The organism is Mesorhizobium huakuii (assembly GCF_014189455.1).
GTDB lineage: Bacteria > Pseudomonadota > Alphaproteobacteria > Rhizobiales > Rhizobiaceae > Mesorhizobium > Mesorhizobium huakuii_A.
Window position 1 is genome coordinate 1424018 of sequence record NZ_CP050296.1, and the last position, 14627, is coordinate 1438644.

14 protein-coding genes are annotated in these 14627 nt (G+C 62.4%); 4 read left to right on the plus strand and 10 right to left on the minus strand.

Features of this window, described 5'->3' with window-relative positions; translation table 11 throughout:
• The first annotated feature begins 67 nt into the window (after positions 1–67).
• A complete protein-coding gene (locus HB778_RS07150) occupies positions 68–883 on the plus strand; it encodes an oxidoreductase (protein ID WP_183462603.1) in 816 nt (271 codons plus the stop codon).
• Between the two features lie 422 nt (positions 884–1305).
• Here the strand turns inward: HB778_RS07150 and HB778_RS07155 are convergent, their stop codons facing one another.
• A complete protein-coding gene (locus tag HB778_RS07155) occupies positions 1306–2769 on the minus strand; it encodes an MFS transporter (RefSeq protein ID WP_244661845.1) in 1464 nt (487 codons plus the stop codon).
• Between the two features lie 91 nt (positions 2770–2860).
• Here HB778_RS07155 and HB778_RS07160 point away from each other — a divergent pair, with 91 nt between their 5' ends.
• Complete coding sequence (locus tag HB778_RS07160) at positions 2861–3376, plus strand: MarR family winged helix-turn-helix transcriptional regulator (protein ID WP_183462606.1); 516 nt, start codon at positions 2861–2863, stop codon at positions 3374–3376.
• A gap of 21 nt (positions 3377–3397) precedes the next feature.
• Here the strand turns inward: HB778_RS07160 and HB778_RS07165 are convergent, their stop codons facing one another.
• From HB778_RS07165 to HB778_RS07185, 5 genes are all read right to left on the minus strand, one after another.
• Positions 3398–3784 (minus strand): RidA family protein, encoded by a 387-nt coding sequence (locus HB778_RS07165; RefSeq protein WP_183462608.1) that lies wholly within the window; start codon positions 3782–3784, stop codon positions 3398–3400.
• A 96-nt stretch (positions 3785–3880) separates the two neighbouring features.
• Positions 3881–5191 (minus strand): MFS transporter, encoded by a 1311-nt coding sequence (locus HB778_RS07170; protein WP_183462610.1) that lies wholly within the window; start codon positions 5189–5191, stop codon positions 3881–3883.
• 37 nt (positions 5192–5228) lie between these two features.
• Positions 5229–6017 (minus strand): SDR family NAD(P)-dependent oxidoreductase, encoded by a 789-nt coding sequence (locus HB778_RS07175; protein WP_183462612.1) that lies wholly within the window; start codon positions 6015–6017, stop codon positions 5229–5231.
• Position 6018: 1 nt separating this feature from the next.
• Positions 6019–7005, minus strand: a complete 987-nt coding sequence (locus HB778_RS07180; RefSeq protein WP_348524688.1) for a D-2-hydroxyacid dehydrogenase family protein — start codon at positions 7003–7005, stop codon at positions 6019–6021.
• A gap of 16 nt (positions 7006–7021) precedes the next feature.
• The gene (locus HB778_RS07185) at positions 7022–7768 is read right to left on the minus strand and encodes an RraA family protein (protein WP_183462616.1); all 747 of its coding nucleotides are present in this window, start codon (positions 7766–7768) and stop codon (positions 7022–7024) included.
• A gap of 92 nt (positions 7769–7860) precedes the next feature.
• Here HB778_RS07185 and HB778_RS07190 point away from each other — a divergent pair, with 92 nt between their 5' ends.
• Positions 7861–8874 (plus strand): LysR family transcriptional regulator, encoded by a 1014-nt coding sequence (locus HB778_RS07190; protein ID WP_244661846.1) that lies wholly within the window; start codon positions 7861–7863, stop codon positions 8872–8874.
• A 16-nt stretch (positions 8875–8890) separates the two neighbouring features.
• Here HB778_RS07190 and HB778_RS07195 read toward each other — a convergent pair whose 3' ends face one another.
• Entirely contained in the window at positions 8891–9928 is a 1038-nt protein-coding gene (locus HB778_RS07195; RefSeq protein ID WP_183462618.1) for an MBL fold metallo-hydrolase, read from the minus strand.
• A 68-nt stretch (positions 9929–9996) separates the two neighbouring features.
• On the opposite strand from HB778_RS07195, the gene HB778_RS07200 reads away from it, so the two are divergent.
• Positions 9997–10689 carry a N5-glutamine methyltransferase family protein gene (locus tag HB778_RS07200; RefSeq protein ID WP_183462620.1) on the plus strand — a complete coding sequence of 231 codons (693 nt, stop codon included), beginning with the start codon at positions 9997–9999 and terminating at the stop codon, positions 10687–10689.
• Positions 10690–10743: 54 nt separating this feature from the next.
• Here HB778_RS07200 and HB778_RS07205 read toward each other — a convergent pair whose 3' ends face one another.
• Genes HB778_RS07205 through asnB form a run of 3 tightly spaced genes read right to left on the minus strand, consistent with a single transcriptional unit; the run spans position 10744 to position 14622 of the window.
• On the minus strand, positions 10744–11004 hold the full coding sequence (locus tag HB778_RS07205) for an acyl carrier protein (protein ID WP_183462622.1): 261 nt from the start codon (positions 11002–11004) through the stop codon (positions 10744–10746).
• A 44-nt stretch (positions 11005–11048) separates the two neighbouring features.
• Positions 11049–12605, minus strand: a complete 1557-nt coding sequence (locus tag HB778_RS07210; protein ID WP_183462624.1) for a class I adenylate-forming enzyme family protein — start codon at positions 12603–12605, stop codon at positions 11049–11051.
• Positions 12595–14622 carry an asparagine synthase (glutamine-hydrolyzing) gene (gene asnB / locus HB778_RS07215; protein ID WP_183462626.1) on the minus strand — a complete coding sequence of 676 codons (2028 nt, stop codon included), beginning with the start codon at positions 14620–14622 and terminating at the stop codon, positions 12595–12597. Before asnB ends, HB778_RS07210 begins: the two co-directional genes overlap by 11 nt.
• Positions 14623–14627 lie beyond the last annotated feature (5 nt).

Sequence of the window (14627 nt, forward strand, 5' to 3'; positions counted from 1 at the left end):
AGCCCTTTGCTCCGGCTTTTCATGCTTTCTCCCACTCCGATCCAACGCAAAGAAGGAAATGATTTCCATGAACAAGACCAATCCTGGCGTCGCCCTCGTCACAGGGGCGTCCTCCGGCATCGGGCGCGCAACCGCCAATACCCTACGGAACGCGGGCTTTCACGTATTCGGAACCAGCCGTCGCACGGCCTCCAAACAATCCGACGGCGTTACCATGCTGACCTGCGACGTGACCGACGACGCGTCCGTTGCGAAAATGGTCGACGACGTTCTGGCCAAGGCCGGACGCATCGACCTGCTTGTCAACAATGCTGGCATGGGTCTGTTTGGCGGTGCGGAGGAGTCCTCGACCGCCCAGGCCCAGGCGCTGTTCGACGTCAACGTCTTCGGCGTTTTCCGCGTGACCAACGCGGTGTTGCCGGCAATGCGACGCCAAGGGAAGGGCAGAATCGTCAATTTGAGTTCGGTGCAGGGGTTTATCCCCGCCCCTTATTTCGCGCTTTACGCGTCGACCAAACATGCCATCGAGGGCTATTCCGAATCGCTCGATCACGAATTGCGCCCGTTCGGCATTCGCGTGTCGTTGGTGGAGCCCGCCTATACCCGCACGTCATTCGAGGACAATCTGGCCGCCCCCGATCAGTCGCTCGAAATCTATGACTCCGCGCGCGCCGGCATGACTGCATCAGTGCGGAAGTCGATGGAAAAGGGCGATGCGCCTGAAGTGGTAGCGAAGACTGTTTTGGCCGCTGCGACCGATCCCGCTCCGAAGAAACGCTATGCGGCCGGGAAAATGGCGCGCCAGGTCAGTTTCCTGCGCCGTTTCGTCCCAGCGTCCGCATTCGACAAGAGCTTGCGGAAGCAGCTTGGGCTGCCGGCCTGATGATTTCGGTCGCAGTCAAAACGAGGTCTCCGAATCCAGATGCTGGTACTAGATAGCCAACGTGTACATTGAATAGAGTTGGCCATTCAAAAATGATCCTCATCCAAGACAACGGAGCAGGAACCGCCGATCTGATGAGTGTGGGGAAAGGCGGTAGCGCTCTCCCGTTACCACTTAATCAATAAGATCAATCGGTTACGTTAGCATCCGCTACAGTCAGCCACACTGAGCGCTCTCGCCGACGTCGAAACGTGCCTGAACGGACCTGTTCGTCGGCGAGAGCAATGACTGAACACAGCCACATGCAAGTGCTGAGCATGCGCGCAGCGAATAGCCAAACTCAGCCCAAGCAGGCATGTGGCGGCACCAGAGATTGCACCTGTCTTGGCGATGAGCCCCGCTGAGTTCGGCGCGTTGGGAGGTCATATTTCCACAGGATGGGCGATGGGCTGGTGCTTGGTGAAGCGCGGCAACAGGCCGGTCAACAGCACCAAGACCAGGATGATCGCGAGCTGGATGGCGATGACGGTGCCGAAGGCCTGCGTGATGCTGGTGGGCTCCAGCGCCAGATAGAGCGTGCCCAGCGTTGCGACGCCCAGCGCCAGGCCGGATTGCTGCAGCGTGATGAGGACGCCGCTGCCGACGCCTGCCAGGTGCGCGGGAACATCGGCGAGCACGGCGCGGAACAGGCCTGAAAACAGCATCGATTGTCCGGCGCCGATCAGCACCAACGGCAGTGCCAGCTCGGCCAGGCTAACCTTCGGCCAGCCGGAAACGATGATGCCGATCAACAGCGCCAGTCCAAGCGCCTGCACGATTCCGCCCGCCGCGAGCGCGCCGCGGCCGAAGCGGCTGATCATGCGCGGGCTGACCATGGAGCCGATGAAGAACATGATCGCCATCGGCAAGATGGCGAGGCCGCTTTGAAGGGGACTGGCGCCGAGTCCGTTTTGCACGGTGAGCGCGAAGACGAACATGAAGGCGCCGAAGCCAAGGCTGAACAGCGTGATCATGGCGAGCCCCCGCGACATCGAGGGCAGCTTCAGCAGCGACGGCGGCAGCAACGGCACCTCGCCGCGCGCCTCGGCAGCCCTTTCGACCATCACGGTCAGCACCGCCAGCACCACGGCGCCAGCCAGCATCACCCAGGTCCATGCCGGCCAGCCGAGCGAATGGCCTTCGGTCAGCGGCACCAGAAGGGCCGTCAGCGTGGCGGCGAAAAGCACGGTGCCGGGCAGGTCTATGCCGGCCGGGTGCGGCGAGCGGCTGGCCGGCACGACGAGTCGCGAGGCGAAGAACACAGCGATGCCGAGCGGGATGTTGATGAGGAAGATCGGCCGCCACGAGGTGCCGAACAGATTGGCGCTGACCAGCAGTCCGCCTGCGAGTTGGCCGACGACCGCGGCAATACCCGAGGTCGCGCCGTAGAGCGCGATGGCCCGGGTCTTGCGCCCGGCGGGCAATGTCGCCTGGAAGGTCGCCAGCACCTGCGGCACCAGCATCGCCGCCGTCGCGCCCTGGACCAGCCGGGCCGTGATCAGCACGTCGATGGTCGGCGCCAGGCCGCAGGCCAGCGACGCCAGGATGAAGCCGGAAAGCCCGACCACGAACAGCGTGTGGCGGCCGAAGCGATCGCCAAGCCGGCCGCCCAGCACGAGCATCGCAGCATAGGCCACGCCATAGACGGAAACCACCAGCTCGAGTGCGGCCGGTGTCGGCTTGAGCGAGGCGGAGATGGTCGGCAGCGCGACGTTGACGATGAAGAAATCGGCGATCGGCAGGAAGGCACCGGCGAGCAATACATACACGCCGACCGCATGCAGCTCTCCGGCGAGGGCCATGGAGCGGGGAGAATGCCGGCTGGCGGCGTCTGTTGAACGGGTCATGCGAACCTCCATTTGCTTATGGATAGATAGTTATGTAAATATAATCATTATGCACATATACATACCTACCTTGGCCCTGTAAACTCCGCTCATGAAGACCGACAGCGAATCCTCCGCTGGCAAGGCTCCACCGGTTCGGTGGGCGGACCTGGCCGATCTGATCCTCATCATCGCCCGCGAGATCCAGTTTCGCGGCTACAGCGACGATCGGGCGCTATCCCTCACGCAGTCTGAGGGCATGGTGATGCGTCACCTTGTGGCGCAGGCCTCGGCCACGCCCAGCCAGATCGCGGCGGCGACCGGGCTGCAGCGCACCAACGTCTCCACGGTGCTGCGCGACCTGGAAGGCAAGGGGCTGATCGAGCGGCACGTCGATCCCGCGGATCGCCGCGGCGTCAGCGTCCATCGCACGCTGCGCGGGGCCGAAAACTACGCCCTGGTGCGCAAGGAATGGGGCGATGCCGTGTCTGCCGCCGCCGGCGGCGACACCAGCGGGCTCGACGCCGCGCTCGGCCTCCTCAGGTCCATCGAAGCCGGCCTTACCTCGACGCGGCCGAAAGGCGGCGACGGTCCAGTGCGAGGCTCCGCCCGCCGGCGGGACATCTAGCTCCGGTGCCTTGTTCCGGGATCAAGGACTGTCCTCGATAATCGCAATGAATTCACACTGCACCAGGGAGGGGCTATCCGGCGGCAATGGCCGAACGTGCCGGGCCGGGCGCGACCCCGGATCGGGAAACATGCGAACCCATTCCGTGTTGACGGCATCCCTGTCGTGGCTGTCGCGGAGATAGATCTCCACCTTGATGACATCCTGCGCGCTGCCGCCCGCTGCCTCGACAATGGCGAGCATGTTGGCAAAGACGTTTGCCGACTGATCGGCGATCTCGGCCGGCAACTCGTGCGTGATCGCATTCACGCCATGGATGGCTCCGGAGAACACCATGTTGCCGATCCGGCAGGCGTTGGGAACCGGATGCCGGTGGCTCAGTCCTTTAACCGAAATGCTCGTGCGCATGGTCTGCTGATCCTCCGCGAGATCTGATCTGTGGGATGTTTCCGAGATTGTTGGATCCGGCACGGCAGGACTCTCGGCCGGGCGAACCTGGGCTGGCTACCGTCTCGCCCGCAAGGCCGTGGCTTCCGCCGGCGGAGAGGAAACGCTCGGATCAGTACGCGGCGCCAGAGGGCCAGACGTCAGTTGAATTCCGCGCGTCTCGGGCAGCATAAGAGTCGCGGCAAAAGCGATGCCATAGCCCAACAACGCAACCAGACCGATGGCCTCGGCCAGGCTGACATATTGCGCGAGGATTCCGATGCTGGATACGGCGGCCGCGCCCGCCGCCTTGCCGGAGTTGTAAGCGAAACTCTGGCCGCTGGCGCGAATGGCGGACGGGAAGAGTTCCGTGAAGAACGGGCCCAGCGCGGCATAGTTGCCGATGGTGAAGAAGCCGAACGGCGCCCCCAGGACAACCAGCAGCCAGCCCGAAAGCGGCAAGAACATGTAGGCGACGGTAACCAGCCAGGAACACACCAGAAAGAGCTGGAATGTCCGCCGCCGCCCGAGATAGTCGGCCAGGTATGCGCTTGCCAGAAATCCGAAAAACGAGCCGCCAGTCACCACGAACACGTAGTAGCCCGAAGTGCTCGGCGACAGTTCGCGCACGGTCTTCAGAAATGTCGGCAGCCAGTTGACGATGGCGCCGCCAACGCCAATCACACCGAATGCCAGCAACGAGGACAACACGGTAATGCGCAGCGTTTCCGGCTGGAATATCGCCCCCAATCCCGGGCGAGTTCCGGACCTCTCGACAAGCTCGCGCGTTTTGACGAAAATCTCCGGCTCCTCGATCCTGCGGCGCAGATAGAGCACCAGCAGGCCGGGAAGAACGCCGATCATCAACAGCACCCGCCAGCCAAACTCCTGGGGCACATGCGCCAGGACCACGCCTGCCAGAATGGCGGCCGCGCTCCATCCGACACCGAATCCGCTCTGGACGGTACCGACGGCCTTGCCGCGATGTTCGGCGCGAATGATCTCGCCCATGAGAACCGCGCCGGCCGCCCATTCGCCGCCAAAGCCCAACCCTTGCAGGATGCGCAGGACCATCAGTTGCTGGAAGTCCTGCGCAAAACCGGCAAGGAAGGTGAAGGCGCAGAACCACAGGATCGTGAACTGCATGATGCGGGCGCGGCCGAAACGGTCGGCGAGATATCCGCAGATCCATCCTCCGATTGCCGCGGAGAGCAGCGTCGCCGTCGCCAGGTAGCCGGCCTGGGCCGTCGTCATCCCCCATGCCGCAATGAGGACTGGCAGCACGAAGCTGAAGAGCTGGGCGTCCATTGCGTCGACTGCCCAGCCGGCGAAGCAGCCCCAGAAGGTGTTCCGCTCCCGCTCCGTCAACTGCTTGTACCAGGTGAACATTTCTTCCTCCCATCGCTTCTTCTGGTTGTTGGGCCGGCTAGACGACCAGTGGTGTGAGACCTCCGTCCATGGTCAGCGAAGCGCCTGTCACGTAGGAGGATCTTGCGCTGGCGAGGAAAAGCGCGGCGTCGGCCACTTCTTCCGGCTTGGCGTAGCGCTGCAGGGGAATGCGTTGTTCGTTCAGCCGCAGCAGCTCTTCCGTCGACTTGCCGGTCATCCTGGATTCGACTTCAAGCGACAGCTGCAGGCGTTCGGTCATGGTGGCGGCGGGGTTGATGACGTTGACCCTGACGCCGGCGGAACCCCAGGCCGCCGCCAGACCCGCCGAGGCGAACATCAGCGCCGCGTTGGCGGCGCCTCCCGGCAGATGCATGGGTGATGCGATCTTGCCGCCGGTGCCGACGATGTTGACGACCGTGCCGGTGCGACGTGCCACCATCAGGGGCAGGACGTGGTCCATGACGTTCATGTTGGTGAAGAATTTCGCGTCCATCGCAATACGCCATTTGTCCGGCGTCAGCTCACCCGGAGGCACTCTCCTGGCGCCGCCGGCTGAATTGACCAGGGACGCGATCGGACCCACCTGATCCTCGAGCGCGGCGACCATTTCCTTTGCGGCAAGCCCATCCGACAGGTCGGCGGCGAAACTGGCTACCGACAGGCCCTCGGCAGCCAATGCTGCCTTCGCGGCATCCAGGTTCTGCTGGCTGCGCGAGACAATCACCACGCGAGCCCCTTCCCTGCCAAAGGCCCGCGCGCAAGCCAGTCCTATTCCCTTGCTGCCGCCAGTTATCAGGACGACTTTGCCGTCGAGTTCGAGATTCATCTCAGTGATCCTGTTTTTGGCGATGGGCGTTGTGGACGTTGATCGGGGTTCCCGCCGCGAAGGCGACGATCTGGTCGAATGCATTGCCGTAGGCGAATTCGTAATTGTCGCGTTCGACGTAGCCGAGATGCGGCGTGCACAGTGCGTTGGGCAGCCTGAGCAAGGCGTCGTCCGGATTGGTCAGCGGCTCGCGTTCGAACACGTCGATGGCAGCCTTTCCGGGGCGACCATTGATCAGTGCCGCCACCAAGGCCCCCGGCTCGATCAATTCGGCGCGGCTGGTGTTCACAAGCAGGGCGGTTGGTTTCATCAGGGCGAGATCTCCAGATGTAACCAGCCCGGTGGTCTCGGCATTCAGCCGCAGGTGCAGGCTGAGGACATCCGACAGGCGGAACAGCGCGTCCTTGTCCGACGCGATCTCGAATCCCTCGGCTCTGGCACGAGCCAGCGAGCCCTCGCGGCCCCACACCAGCACATCCATGCCGAAGGCCATGCCGATGCGTGCGACCATCGAGCCCAGCCGGCCGAAACCATAAATGCCCAGGACACGGCCCCTCAAGCCCAACCCGATCGTCGTCTGCCAATGGCCTTGCCGCAGCGAAGCGCTTTCGAACGGAATGTTGCGCATCGCCGCAAGGATCAGGCCCCAGGTGAATTCCACCGTCGAATAGGACGGACGCGATGTGAGAGCGGACGAAACGACGACGCCATGCCTGTCGCAGGCCGCCAGATCGATATGGGGGATGTGACCGTTCTGGCTGATGAGCTTCAAATTGGGCAAGCGGCTGAGCAGGTTTTCATCGATCCGGGTGCGCTCGCGCATCAGCACAAGCACATCCGCATCGAGCAGACGATTGGCCAGGACGTCGATGTCCTCGACGATATCGGTCCAGATCGTAACGTCGTGGCCTTCCAGTTTGGCAAAGCAGTCGAGCGTGCGCACGACATCCTGGTAGTCGTTGATGATGGCGACACGGAGCTTCTTCACGGGAGGATCAATCGCTCTATGCATTGCCCGGCAGATCCGCAACGGAGGTGCCGGCATCGATGGCTTCGCATTTCGCCTCTTCGAAAGCCGCCTTCTTCAGCGCCTTTGCGAGAATCTCGGCCGCCCGGGCAATCGGGATGAAGCAGACGCCGGTTTCGTCGGCGACAACAATGTCGCCGGGGGCAACCCGGACGCCGGCGATCTGGATATCGCCGTTGATCTCCACGGTCTCGATCCGCCACTTGCCGGTGACAGGCGTGATTTCCGTGGCCCAGAGCGGATATCCGACCCGCCGCGAATGTCCGAGATCGCGAATGCCTCCGGAGACGATCGCACCGGCCTCGCCCTGTCTTTTTCCTGCCTGCGCCGAAATTCCGCCCATGTTCGAAACGCCGGCGACGCCGTCGATGACCACCACATCACCTGGCAATGCCAAATTGTGAGCTTCGAACTCCGCCATCCGATTGACGTGGTTTCGCGCTGTTTCGTAGACATGCTCGCGCTGCAGGATGTTGCGTACCGTGAGCGCCGGACCGACAAGCGACGTTGAAGGCAGGGTCGGCTTCAGGGTTGATGCGCCAATCGCACCGGTGATGCCCAGCTCATCCATAATATCCGAAATAACGCTGGTGGCGTCGCCGATCCGTTTGAACCCGTCGATCAGCTCGTTCGGCGGACGCGGGGTTCGCATCAACCGGATGCGGTCAGGGCTGATCTTGCCGGTCAGTTTCGGCAACACGTCCGCAAAAGCGACGTCATTCATGGCGTATCCTCTGGTTTGTACGGAGCTTTTATCACCGGTTGCGAGGCGGGCGTATTCACTCGCATGTGTTCGGCTGCTCGTTCGAAACAGGATTGCTTGCCGCGTTGCGCGCGTCCAATTTAGAATTAGACACAAGCGTCATTTCCTGGGTGAATAACGTGCGCCTCGATCTGAACCTGATCGCAGTCCTTGAGGCCATCATGCTGGAAAGGAATGTAACGCGTGCGGCCGCAAGCCTGGCGATGAGTCAGCCAGCCGTCAGCAATGCGTTGCGCCGCGCCCGCAAGCTGACGAAAGACCAGCTTTTCCTCAAGACGGCGACCGGCGTTCAACCGACGTCTCGCATGGTGGCGATGTGGCCCGAACTTCATCGCTCGCTGGCGGCAATCCGCGCTTCGTTCGCTCCCGACGACTTCGACCCGGGATCGGATACGACCAGTTTTCGCGTTGCGGTCACGGACAGTCTCGCGATGGAAGGTGTCAGCGCGATCACGCTTAAGTTACAGGCCGCATCCCCACGTGCCCGTGTTTCCTTTGCCGTTCACACGCATGAGGGCTCGCTGGACGGGATCGGCCGCGGCACACTCGACTGCGCGGTAGGCATGTTTGCCTCGCTGCCGAGAGAAGTACATGTACGAAGTCTGCGGACGGATCGCTATGTCTGCGTCATGCGCAGCGGGCACGAACTGGCGCAATCCCTGAGCCTCGATCAGTTCACCGCCGCCGCACACGTGCTGGCAACCCCATCCGGGCTGGAACTGGGGCTTGTGGATGGCTGGCTCAGCCTGACCGGACGGACAAGGACGATCGTCGCCGTGGTCAATCATTTCGCCGATGCGCTGAGGATTGTCGCGCGGAGCGACCTTCTTACCTGCGTTCCGCTTGGCTTCTTCAACGGACCCTGGCGCGCCATCGCCGATGAGCATGAGTTGGTGGTGCGCGACCTGCCGTTCGAGACAGAGAAATTGCTCTACAAGCTGATCTGGCACGAACGATTGCAGACGCACCCTGCCCACCAATGGTTTCGTTCGCTGGTGGGGGATGTCTGCGGATTGCCGTTCGACGGCCCGCCGATTGAAGAGGCAGTCCCAGCAACGCAGACATAGTCTGGCTTATGGAGGCCTATCCCTGGCTGTAGTCCAGGGGCACATAGGTGTAGGCGTTCTCGGCGTCGCGGCGCACGCGGCCCAGCCCGGGAAATGATATGTGCGCACCGCCCACTATGTAGCCATTTTCAGCCGCATCAGCGAATGCAAGCTCGTGCACGTATTCGGCCTCCGATGCGTCCGTATCGTATTGGATCGTCACCGAAGGGTCTTTGAATTGCAAGGCGGCGACATGCACGACATCGCCCCACAGGACGATCTTCTCGCCCCTGCTTTCGACCACGTACATGGTGTGTCCGGGCGTGTGGCCATAGGCTGTTTGCGCGCGCACGCCAGGCACGAGGTCGGTATTGCCGTCAAAAATGGCGAGCTTGCCAGCGCGCATGTATGGCGTGATCGATGCTATCGCGGCCTCAAAGAACCGCTTCGCTTCAGCCGGAGCAGCGCGCATGTTTGCCTCGCTTAGCCAGTAGTCGGTGTCCCGCTTGTCGACACGCACGATCGCATTGGGAAAAGCCCTCTGTCCCTCGGCCATAAGACCGCCAACGTGATCGGCGTGCAGATGCGTGAGGTAAAGTTCATCGATCTGCTCCGGCTGGTACCCCGACGCGCGCAGATTGCTCAACAGATGGCCCGTGCTCGGCCCCAGCAGCGAGCCCGCGCCGGCGTCGATCAAGACCAGCTTGCCTCCGGTATTGACGAGAAAGCAATTGTGGGAGGTCTCGATGAGGTCGCCGAGATAGTTGCGCTTCAGGGCTTCTTCGATCCGAGCCGGGTCGCCCTGCAGCAGCTTCGTGGCAGGCAGCATATTGCTGCCATCGGATAGCGCCGTTATCTCAAAATCGCCGACCGCCACGCGATAAAACCCGGGTGCCTGGCTTTTCAGCATGGGCGCATTTGCTAACACAGGCGTCACAAAACTGCAGGCCAGACAAAAACAGCCGGCAGCCAAAAAGAAGCGGCGGGCGGGATCGATGGCGTCACGTTTGCTCAGCCCGGACTGGACCGGGCCTTTCGTCGCCGACGGCGCATTGGACAGGCTCGAGAAATTCATGACTTCGGAGCAGGTTTGATTGGCGCACGAACGCCGAACACCTATACTGGGAAGATCAGGGGTTCGCCATGAGCAAAGAGTTCAGTGTCGCCGACGCCTATGGCACGGGCCGCGCCATTTTCATGGGACTTGAGCTGCTCGTCGCGCCCGGTGCGCTCGTGCCCCGGCCGGAGACGGAGTTGCTGGGCACGACGGCTCTTGGTGTCTTGCATCAAATGAACCTGCCCGCGCCGCGCGTCGTCGACATGTGCTGCGGCACTGGCAATCTGGCGTGCGCCATCGCCCATCACGTCCCCACCGCGAGTGTCTGGGCGAGCGACCTCACCGACGGATGCGTCGACGTGGCGCGCCGCAACGCCGCCCATCATGGCATGGCGGATCGCGTTTCGGTGCTTCAGGGCGACTTGTTCGGCGCGCTCTCGGGCCTCGGGCTTGACGGGACGATCGACGTTATCGTCTGCAATCCGCCCTATATTTCGGAAAAGCGGCTCGAGGGCGACCGCGCGCATCTGGTCGAGCTCGAGCCGCGGGAAGCGTTCGCGGCCGGCCCATACGGCCTCAGCATCCATATGCGGGTGGTGAAGGACGCGCCGCGATATTTGCGGCCTGGCGGCATCCTGCTCTTTGAGGTCGGCCTTGGCCAGGACCGGCAGGTGATGAGCCTGCTGGAGCGCAGCAAGGCATATGAGAACATCCGTGCCGTCTCAAATGAAGCGGGCGAAGGCCGGGTGGCTCTGGGACAAGCCAAGGCGCAGGCATGAGCGTGCGGAAAACCAGCGCAATTCCAGGAACCGATCTGGGCTTTACACCGGCAATCAATTCATCTTGCGGATAATGTATTGCTCGATCCCCTGAATGGAATCGAGGTTTTCAGGCAAGAGTTCGCTGTCTTCGACGGTGATGCCAAAGGTCTCCTCGATAAAGCCGATAATCTCGAGCACCCCCGTCGAGTCGACGATGCCTTGATCGAGCAAGGACGTGTCGTTCACCAATGCCTTCACGTCGCTCACGTAGAAATTCGAAACCAGGAAATTGCGGATCTGCTCGCTGTAGGTTCGGTCCTTGACAGTCAACATGAATTCACCCTCCGTAGCGACACCACCAATTTAGCGACCCGGCCTCATGACAGAGCCGTTTTCTTGAGTTTGCCCGTGTCCGTCATCGGCAGACTGGCCACGATGACGATGGACTTCGGAACCATGAAGTTTTCCAGTCGTTTCTGGCACTCCAGCTGCAGCTGTTTTTCGCCGATGGTTCTGCCATTTTCCATCACGACAAATGCCTTCACCGCCTGTCCAAGGAGTTCGTCGGGAACACCGATGACCGCCGCTTCCCGGACCCCGGGAATGTCCATAAGGACGTTCTCCACTTCCTTCGGCGCCACCTTCTCGCCGCGCGATTTTATGATCTCGTCACCACGGCCGACGAAGTAGAGGTAGCCCTCCGTGTCCATCCGGCAGTAGTCGCCGGTGTACAGGACCTGCTCGCCGGGCAGCGGGCCGGGTTTGAGTTTCCTGGCCGTCGCCTCGGGCTTGCCCCAATATCCCTTCATCACCGTTGCGCCGCGAATGACGAGTTGGCCAACGACGCCGGGGCCGACCCGCCTGTCATGTTGGTCAACGATCCACATTTCCGTATTTGGGATCGCGATCCCGACGCTCAGCGGCTTTCGTTTGAGATCCTCCGGCGGCAAATAGGTGCAACGCTTGCATTCGGTAAGGCCGTACATCGAATAGATGCGTGCACTCGAAAACAGCTCCTGAAGCATGAGAATATGCTTGAGCGGCAGGGCCGCCGCGGTGTTTGTGACGTAGCGAATGCTCGAGAAATCCTGATCCCTGAGGGACTTGAGTTCAGAAAGTGCCGCAAAGATGGTCGGCACGCCGGGAAAACCCGTAACCCCCTCTTGCCTGATCAGCCCAAGGACCTGCGCCGGGAAAGCGAACGAGCGTTCGAGCACCAGCCGCGCGCCGGTGCGAAACGCCATGATCATCTGGTACAGGCCGTAGTCGAAAGCGAGAGGCAGGACATTGAGGATCACCTCGTCCTCGGCAAGCTCGAGGTAGGACGCGATCGACGTACACGCGGTCATCATGTTTCTGTGCGTCAGCATCACGCCCTTGGGTTCGCCTGTCGAACCGGACGTGTAGATGATGGCGGCAAGATCGACATCGATGCAGCGCCGCGCCGGCGGTGCATCGCCGCTGCTGGCGACCGCAATGTCCCAGCGCACGGCATGCGGCAGTCGGGAGAGCTCGACGTCATCGATCGATCCGGAAACGATCGTCCGCAGAAGTGACGGGCAGCCGCGCGCCGGCTCGCGGAAGATCGAGTGCAGATGCGCGTCCGTGATCAGCGCTGCCGGGAGGCAGTCGTTGAGCAGGTAATTGAGCTTGTCGCTCTTGGTCAGCGGGTTGACGATGCACACCACCGCATTCGCCTTGAGCACCGCCCAGAAGCTCACCACTGTCTCGACGGTGTTGTCGGCGAAGATCATCACGCGATCGCCGCGCACGACCCCTGACGCGGTCAAATCCCGGGCGATCGCATTAGCGCGGGCTTCAAGCTCGCCATAGGTGACACGTTGCTTGCCGCATACCAGCGCCACCTTGTCGCCGAGCCGGCCGGCGGAGTGGGCGAGATAGTCGTGCAGCAGGGGGACGGCATCATGCAACATGCAAGCACTCTTCCCGATGTTCGCGGTCGACGTCGACGCTGAGCCCACGCACGTGGGTCGCACTGGGACAGCTCGCGACAAACTGCTGATGAAGGAGTTGGGTCGACAGCACGCCGACCAGCGCCATGTTGTCGGCGTTGGAAAGATCACCGTCACCTGTCCTGGCCTGGCACTTGCCGAGCAGGCGCGTGACCGCAGCCGGATCGAAAACATTCGCCTTGCGTATCGCTGTCTCCGAAAGCGCTTCGCGAATGTATTCCGGTGCGGCTTCGTCGGTGAAGCAGAGCGCGTTGGGCGCCCGGAATGGCTGCTTCTTGCGCGTCACGATCTCGGCGGGCACGATCGGCTCCGCCACGCGTTTCAGCACGTGCTTCTCATCGAGGACACGCAGCTTGTAGGAAGGCGGAAGTGAATTCGCGAGCCTCACAAGCTCATCGTCCAGGAACGGGAAGCGCCCCTCGACGGAGTGGGCCATCAGCATTCTGTCGCCTTGCGAGGAAAGCAGATAACCCGACATCAATGTCTGGACCTCGAGATACTGGTCCTGCGCAAGAGGGCTCCAACGCGAAAACGCCGCCGGCAGGCGGGCGAGCAACTCCGACACGGCGTCGTGGCGCTGGGATTCGGCGCGCAGCTCCGCGGAGAAAAGCCGCTTGATGGCGCTGGTGCTGCGCCAGCGCGTGTCATGGGCGAAGCCGGGCGCGTCATGGGCCTCGATACCGCGCCCGAAGAACTGGCGCGCCATCGCTTGCTGTTGCACCGGCGAGCGGGTGAGATAGGGGTAAAGGCGCTCCAGGAGCCGCGAGCGTCGTGTCGATGCCGGCTGGCGTCCCCAGAACCGCCGGACCTTGCCTTCGCGGAACAGGTCGTAGCCGGCGAACATTTCGTCGGCCCCTTCGCCGGTCAGCACGACCTTGATGCCGCGGTCGCGCACCAGCCTGGAGAGCAGGAACAGCGGCGCCGGGGCGGTCCTCAGTATCGGGCGCTCGGTGTGGTAGATCACCTCCGGAAAGATGGCGGCGATATCGCCGCGCGAAACCACCACTTCATGATGCTCACTGCCGGTTGCTTCGGCGACCAGGCGCTGGAATCGGGTCTCGTCATATTCGGCGTCGGCAAAACGCAAGGAGAAGGTCTGGAAGCGTCGGCCGGCGAAGCGCCTTCCCAGTGTCGCCACAAGCGAACTGTCCAGCCCTCCCGAGAGGTAACACCCGACAGGCACGTCGGCGCGCACCATTCTGAGCGCCGTCGCGGCCTCAAGGGCGCCACGCACGCGATCCACCGCGTCATCGCACGACCCGGTGAACTCGCCCTGCGGCGATCCGAAATTTTCGGGGTAGGAAGGCTGCCAGAAGACCTGCTCGCGAACGGTGCCATCCTGGTAGGTGCGGACATGCCCTGGCACGAGCTCATGGATTCCCTGAAATACCCCTTGTGGCGGAACGACTGTCCAGAGCGTGAAGGTCTGATCGAGGCCGGCGGGATCAAAGGCGCGCGGTATGGTCGGATCGGCCGCGAAAATGGCCTTCACTTCACTGGCGAAATAAAGCCGGCCCGCATGCTCACAGACATGCAGGGGGCAAATGCCGAAGCGGTCGCGCGACAAGACGAGACGTCCCGCCATCGAGTCCCAGATGGCGATTGCCCACTGGCCATTCATACGCTCGAAGGCCGCTTCGCCCCATGCACGATAGGCATGGAGCGCGACCTCCGTGTCGCTGCGGGTTCGGAAGCGGTGGCCGAGCGCAATCAGCTGTTCCCGCAGTTCGACATAGTTGAATATCTCGCCGTTGAACACGATCCAGGTCGTATCGCCTGTGTCCGCAAGTGGCTGCTGGCCGCTGGAAAGATCGACGACGGACAAGCGCGCATGCGCCAGCCCCGCGCGTTTGTCCCGGTACAGGCCGCGCTCGTCCGGACCTCTGTGTGAGAGCACGCCCACCATCCGCATCAGCGCCTCACGCGAAGGAGAAGCCGCCGCGGCGTTCAGTGCCACAATTCCAGCGATGCCGCACATCCCCG

Bases quoted from the DNA above. Each gene is read 5' to 3' on its own strand.
- HB778_RS07150 (WP_183462603.1), top strand. From the start codon at position 68: ATGAACAAGACCAATCCTGGCGTCGCCCTCGTCACAGGGGCGTCCTCC.
- HB778_RS07155 (WP_244661845.1), bottom strand. From the start codon at position 2,769: ATGACCCGTTCAACAGACGCCGCCAGCCGGCATTCTCCCCGCTCCATG.
- HB778_RS07160 (WP_183462606.1), top strand. From the start codon at position 2,861: ATGAAGACCGACAGCGAATCCTCCGCTGGCAAGGCTCCACCGGTTCGG.
- HB778_RS07165 (WP_183462608.1), bottom strand. From the start codon at position 3,784: ATGCGCACGAGCATTTCGGTTAAAGGACTGAGCCACCGGCATCCGGTT.
- HB778_RS07170 (WP_183462610.1), bottom strand. From the start codon at position 5,191: ATGTTCACCTGGTACAAGCAGTTGACGGAGCGGGAGCGGAACACCTTC.
- HB778_RS07175 (WP_183462612.1), bottom strand. From the start codon at position 6,017: ATGAATCTCGAACTCGACGGCAAAGTCGTCCTGATAACTGGCGGCAGC.
- HB778_RS07185 (WP_183462616.1), bottom strand. From the start codon at position 7,768: ATGAATGACGTCGCTTTTGCGGACGTGTTGCCGAAACTGACCGGCAAG.
- HB778_RS07195 (WP_183462618.1), bottom strand. From the start codon at position 9,928: ATGAATTTCTCGAGCCTGTCCAATGCGCCGTCGGCGACGAAAGGCCCG.
- HB778_RS07200 (WP_183462620.1), top strand. From the start codon at position 9,997: ATGAGCAAAGAGTTCAGTGTCGCCGACGCCTATGGCACGGGCCGCGCC.
- HB778_RS07205 (WP_183462622.1), bottom strand. From the start codon at position 11,004: ATGTTGACTGTCAAGGACCGAACCTACAGCGAGCAGATCCGCAATTTC.
- HB778_RS07210 (WP_183462624.1), bottom strand. From the start codon at position 12,605: ATGTTGCATGATGCCGTCCCCCTGCTGCACGACTATCTCGCCCACTCC.
- asnB (WP_183462626.1), bottom strand. From the start codon at position 14,622: ATGTGCGGCATCGCTGGAATTGTGGCACTGAACGCCGCGGCGGCTTCT.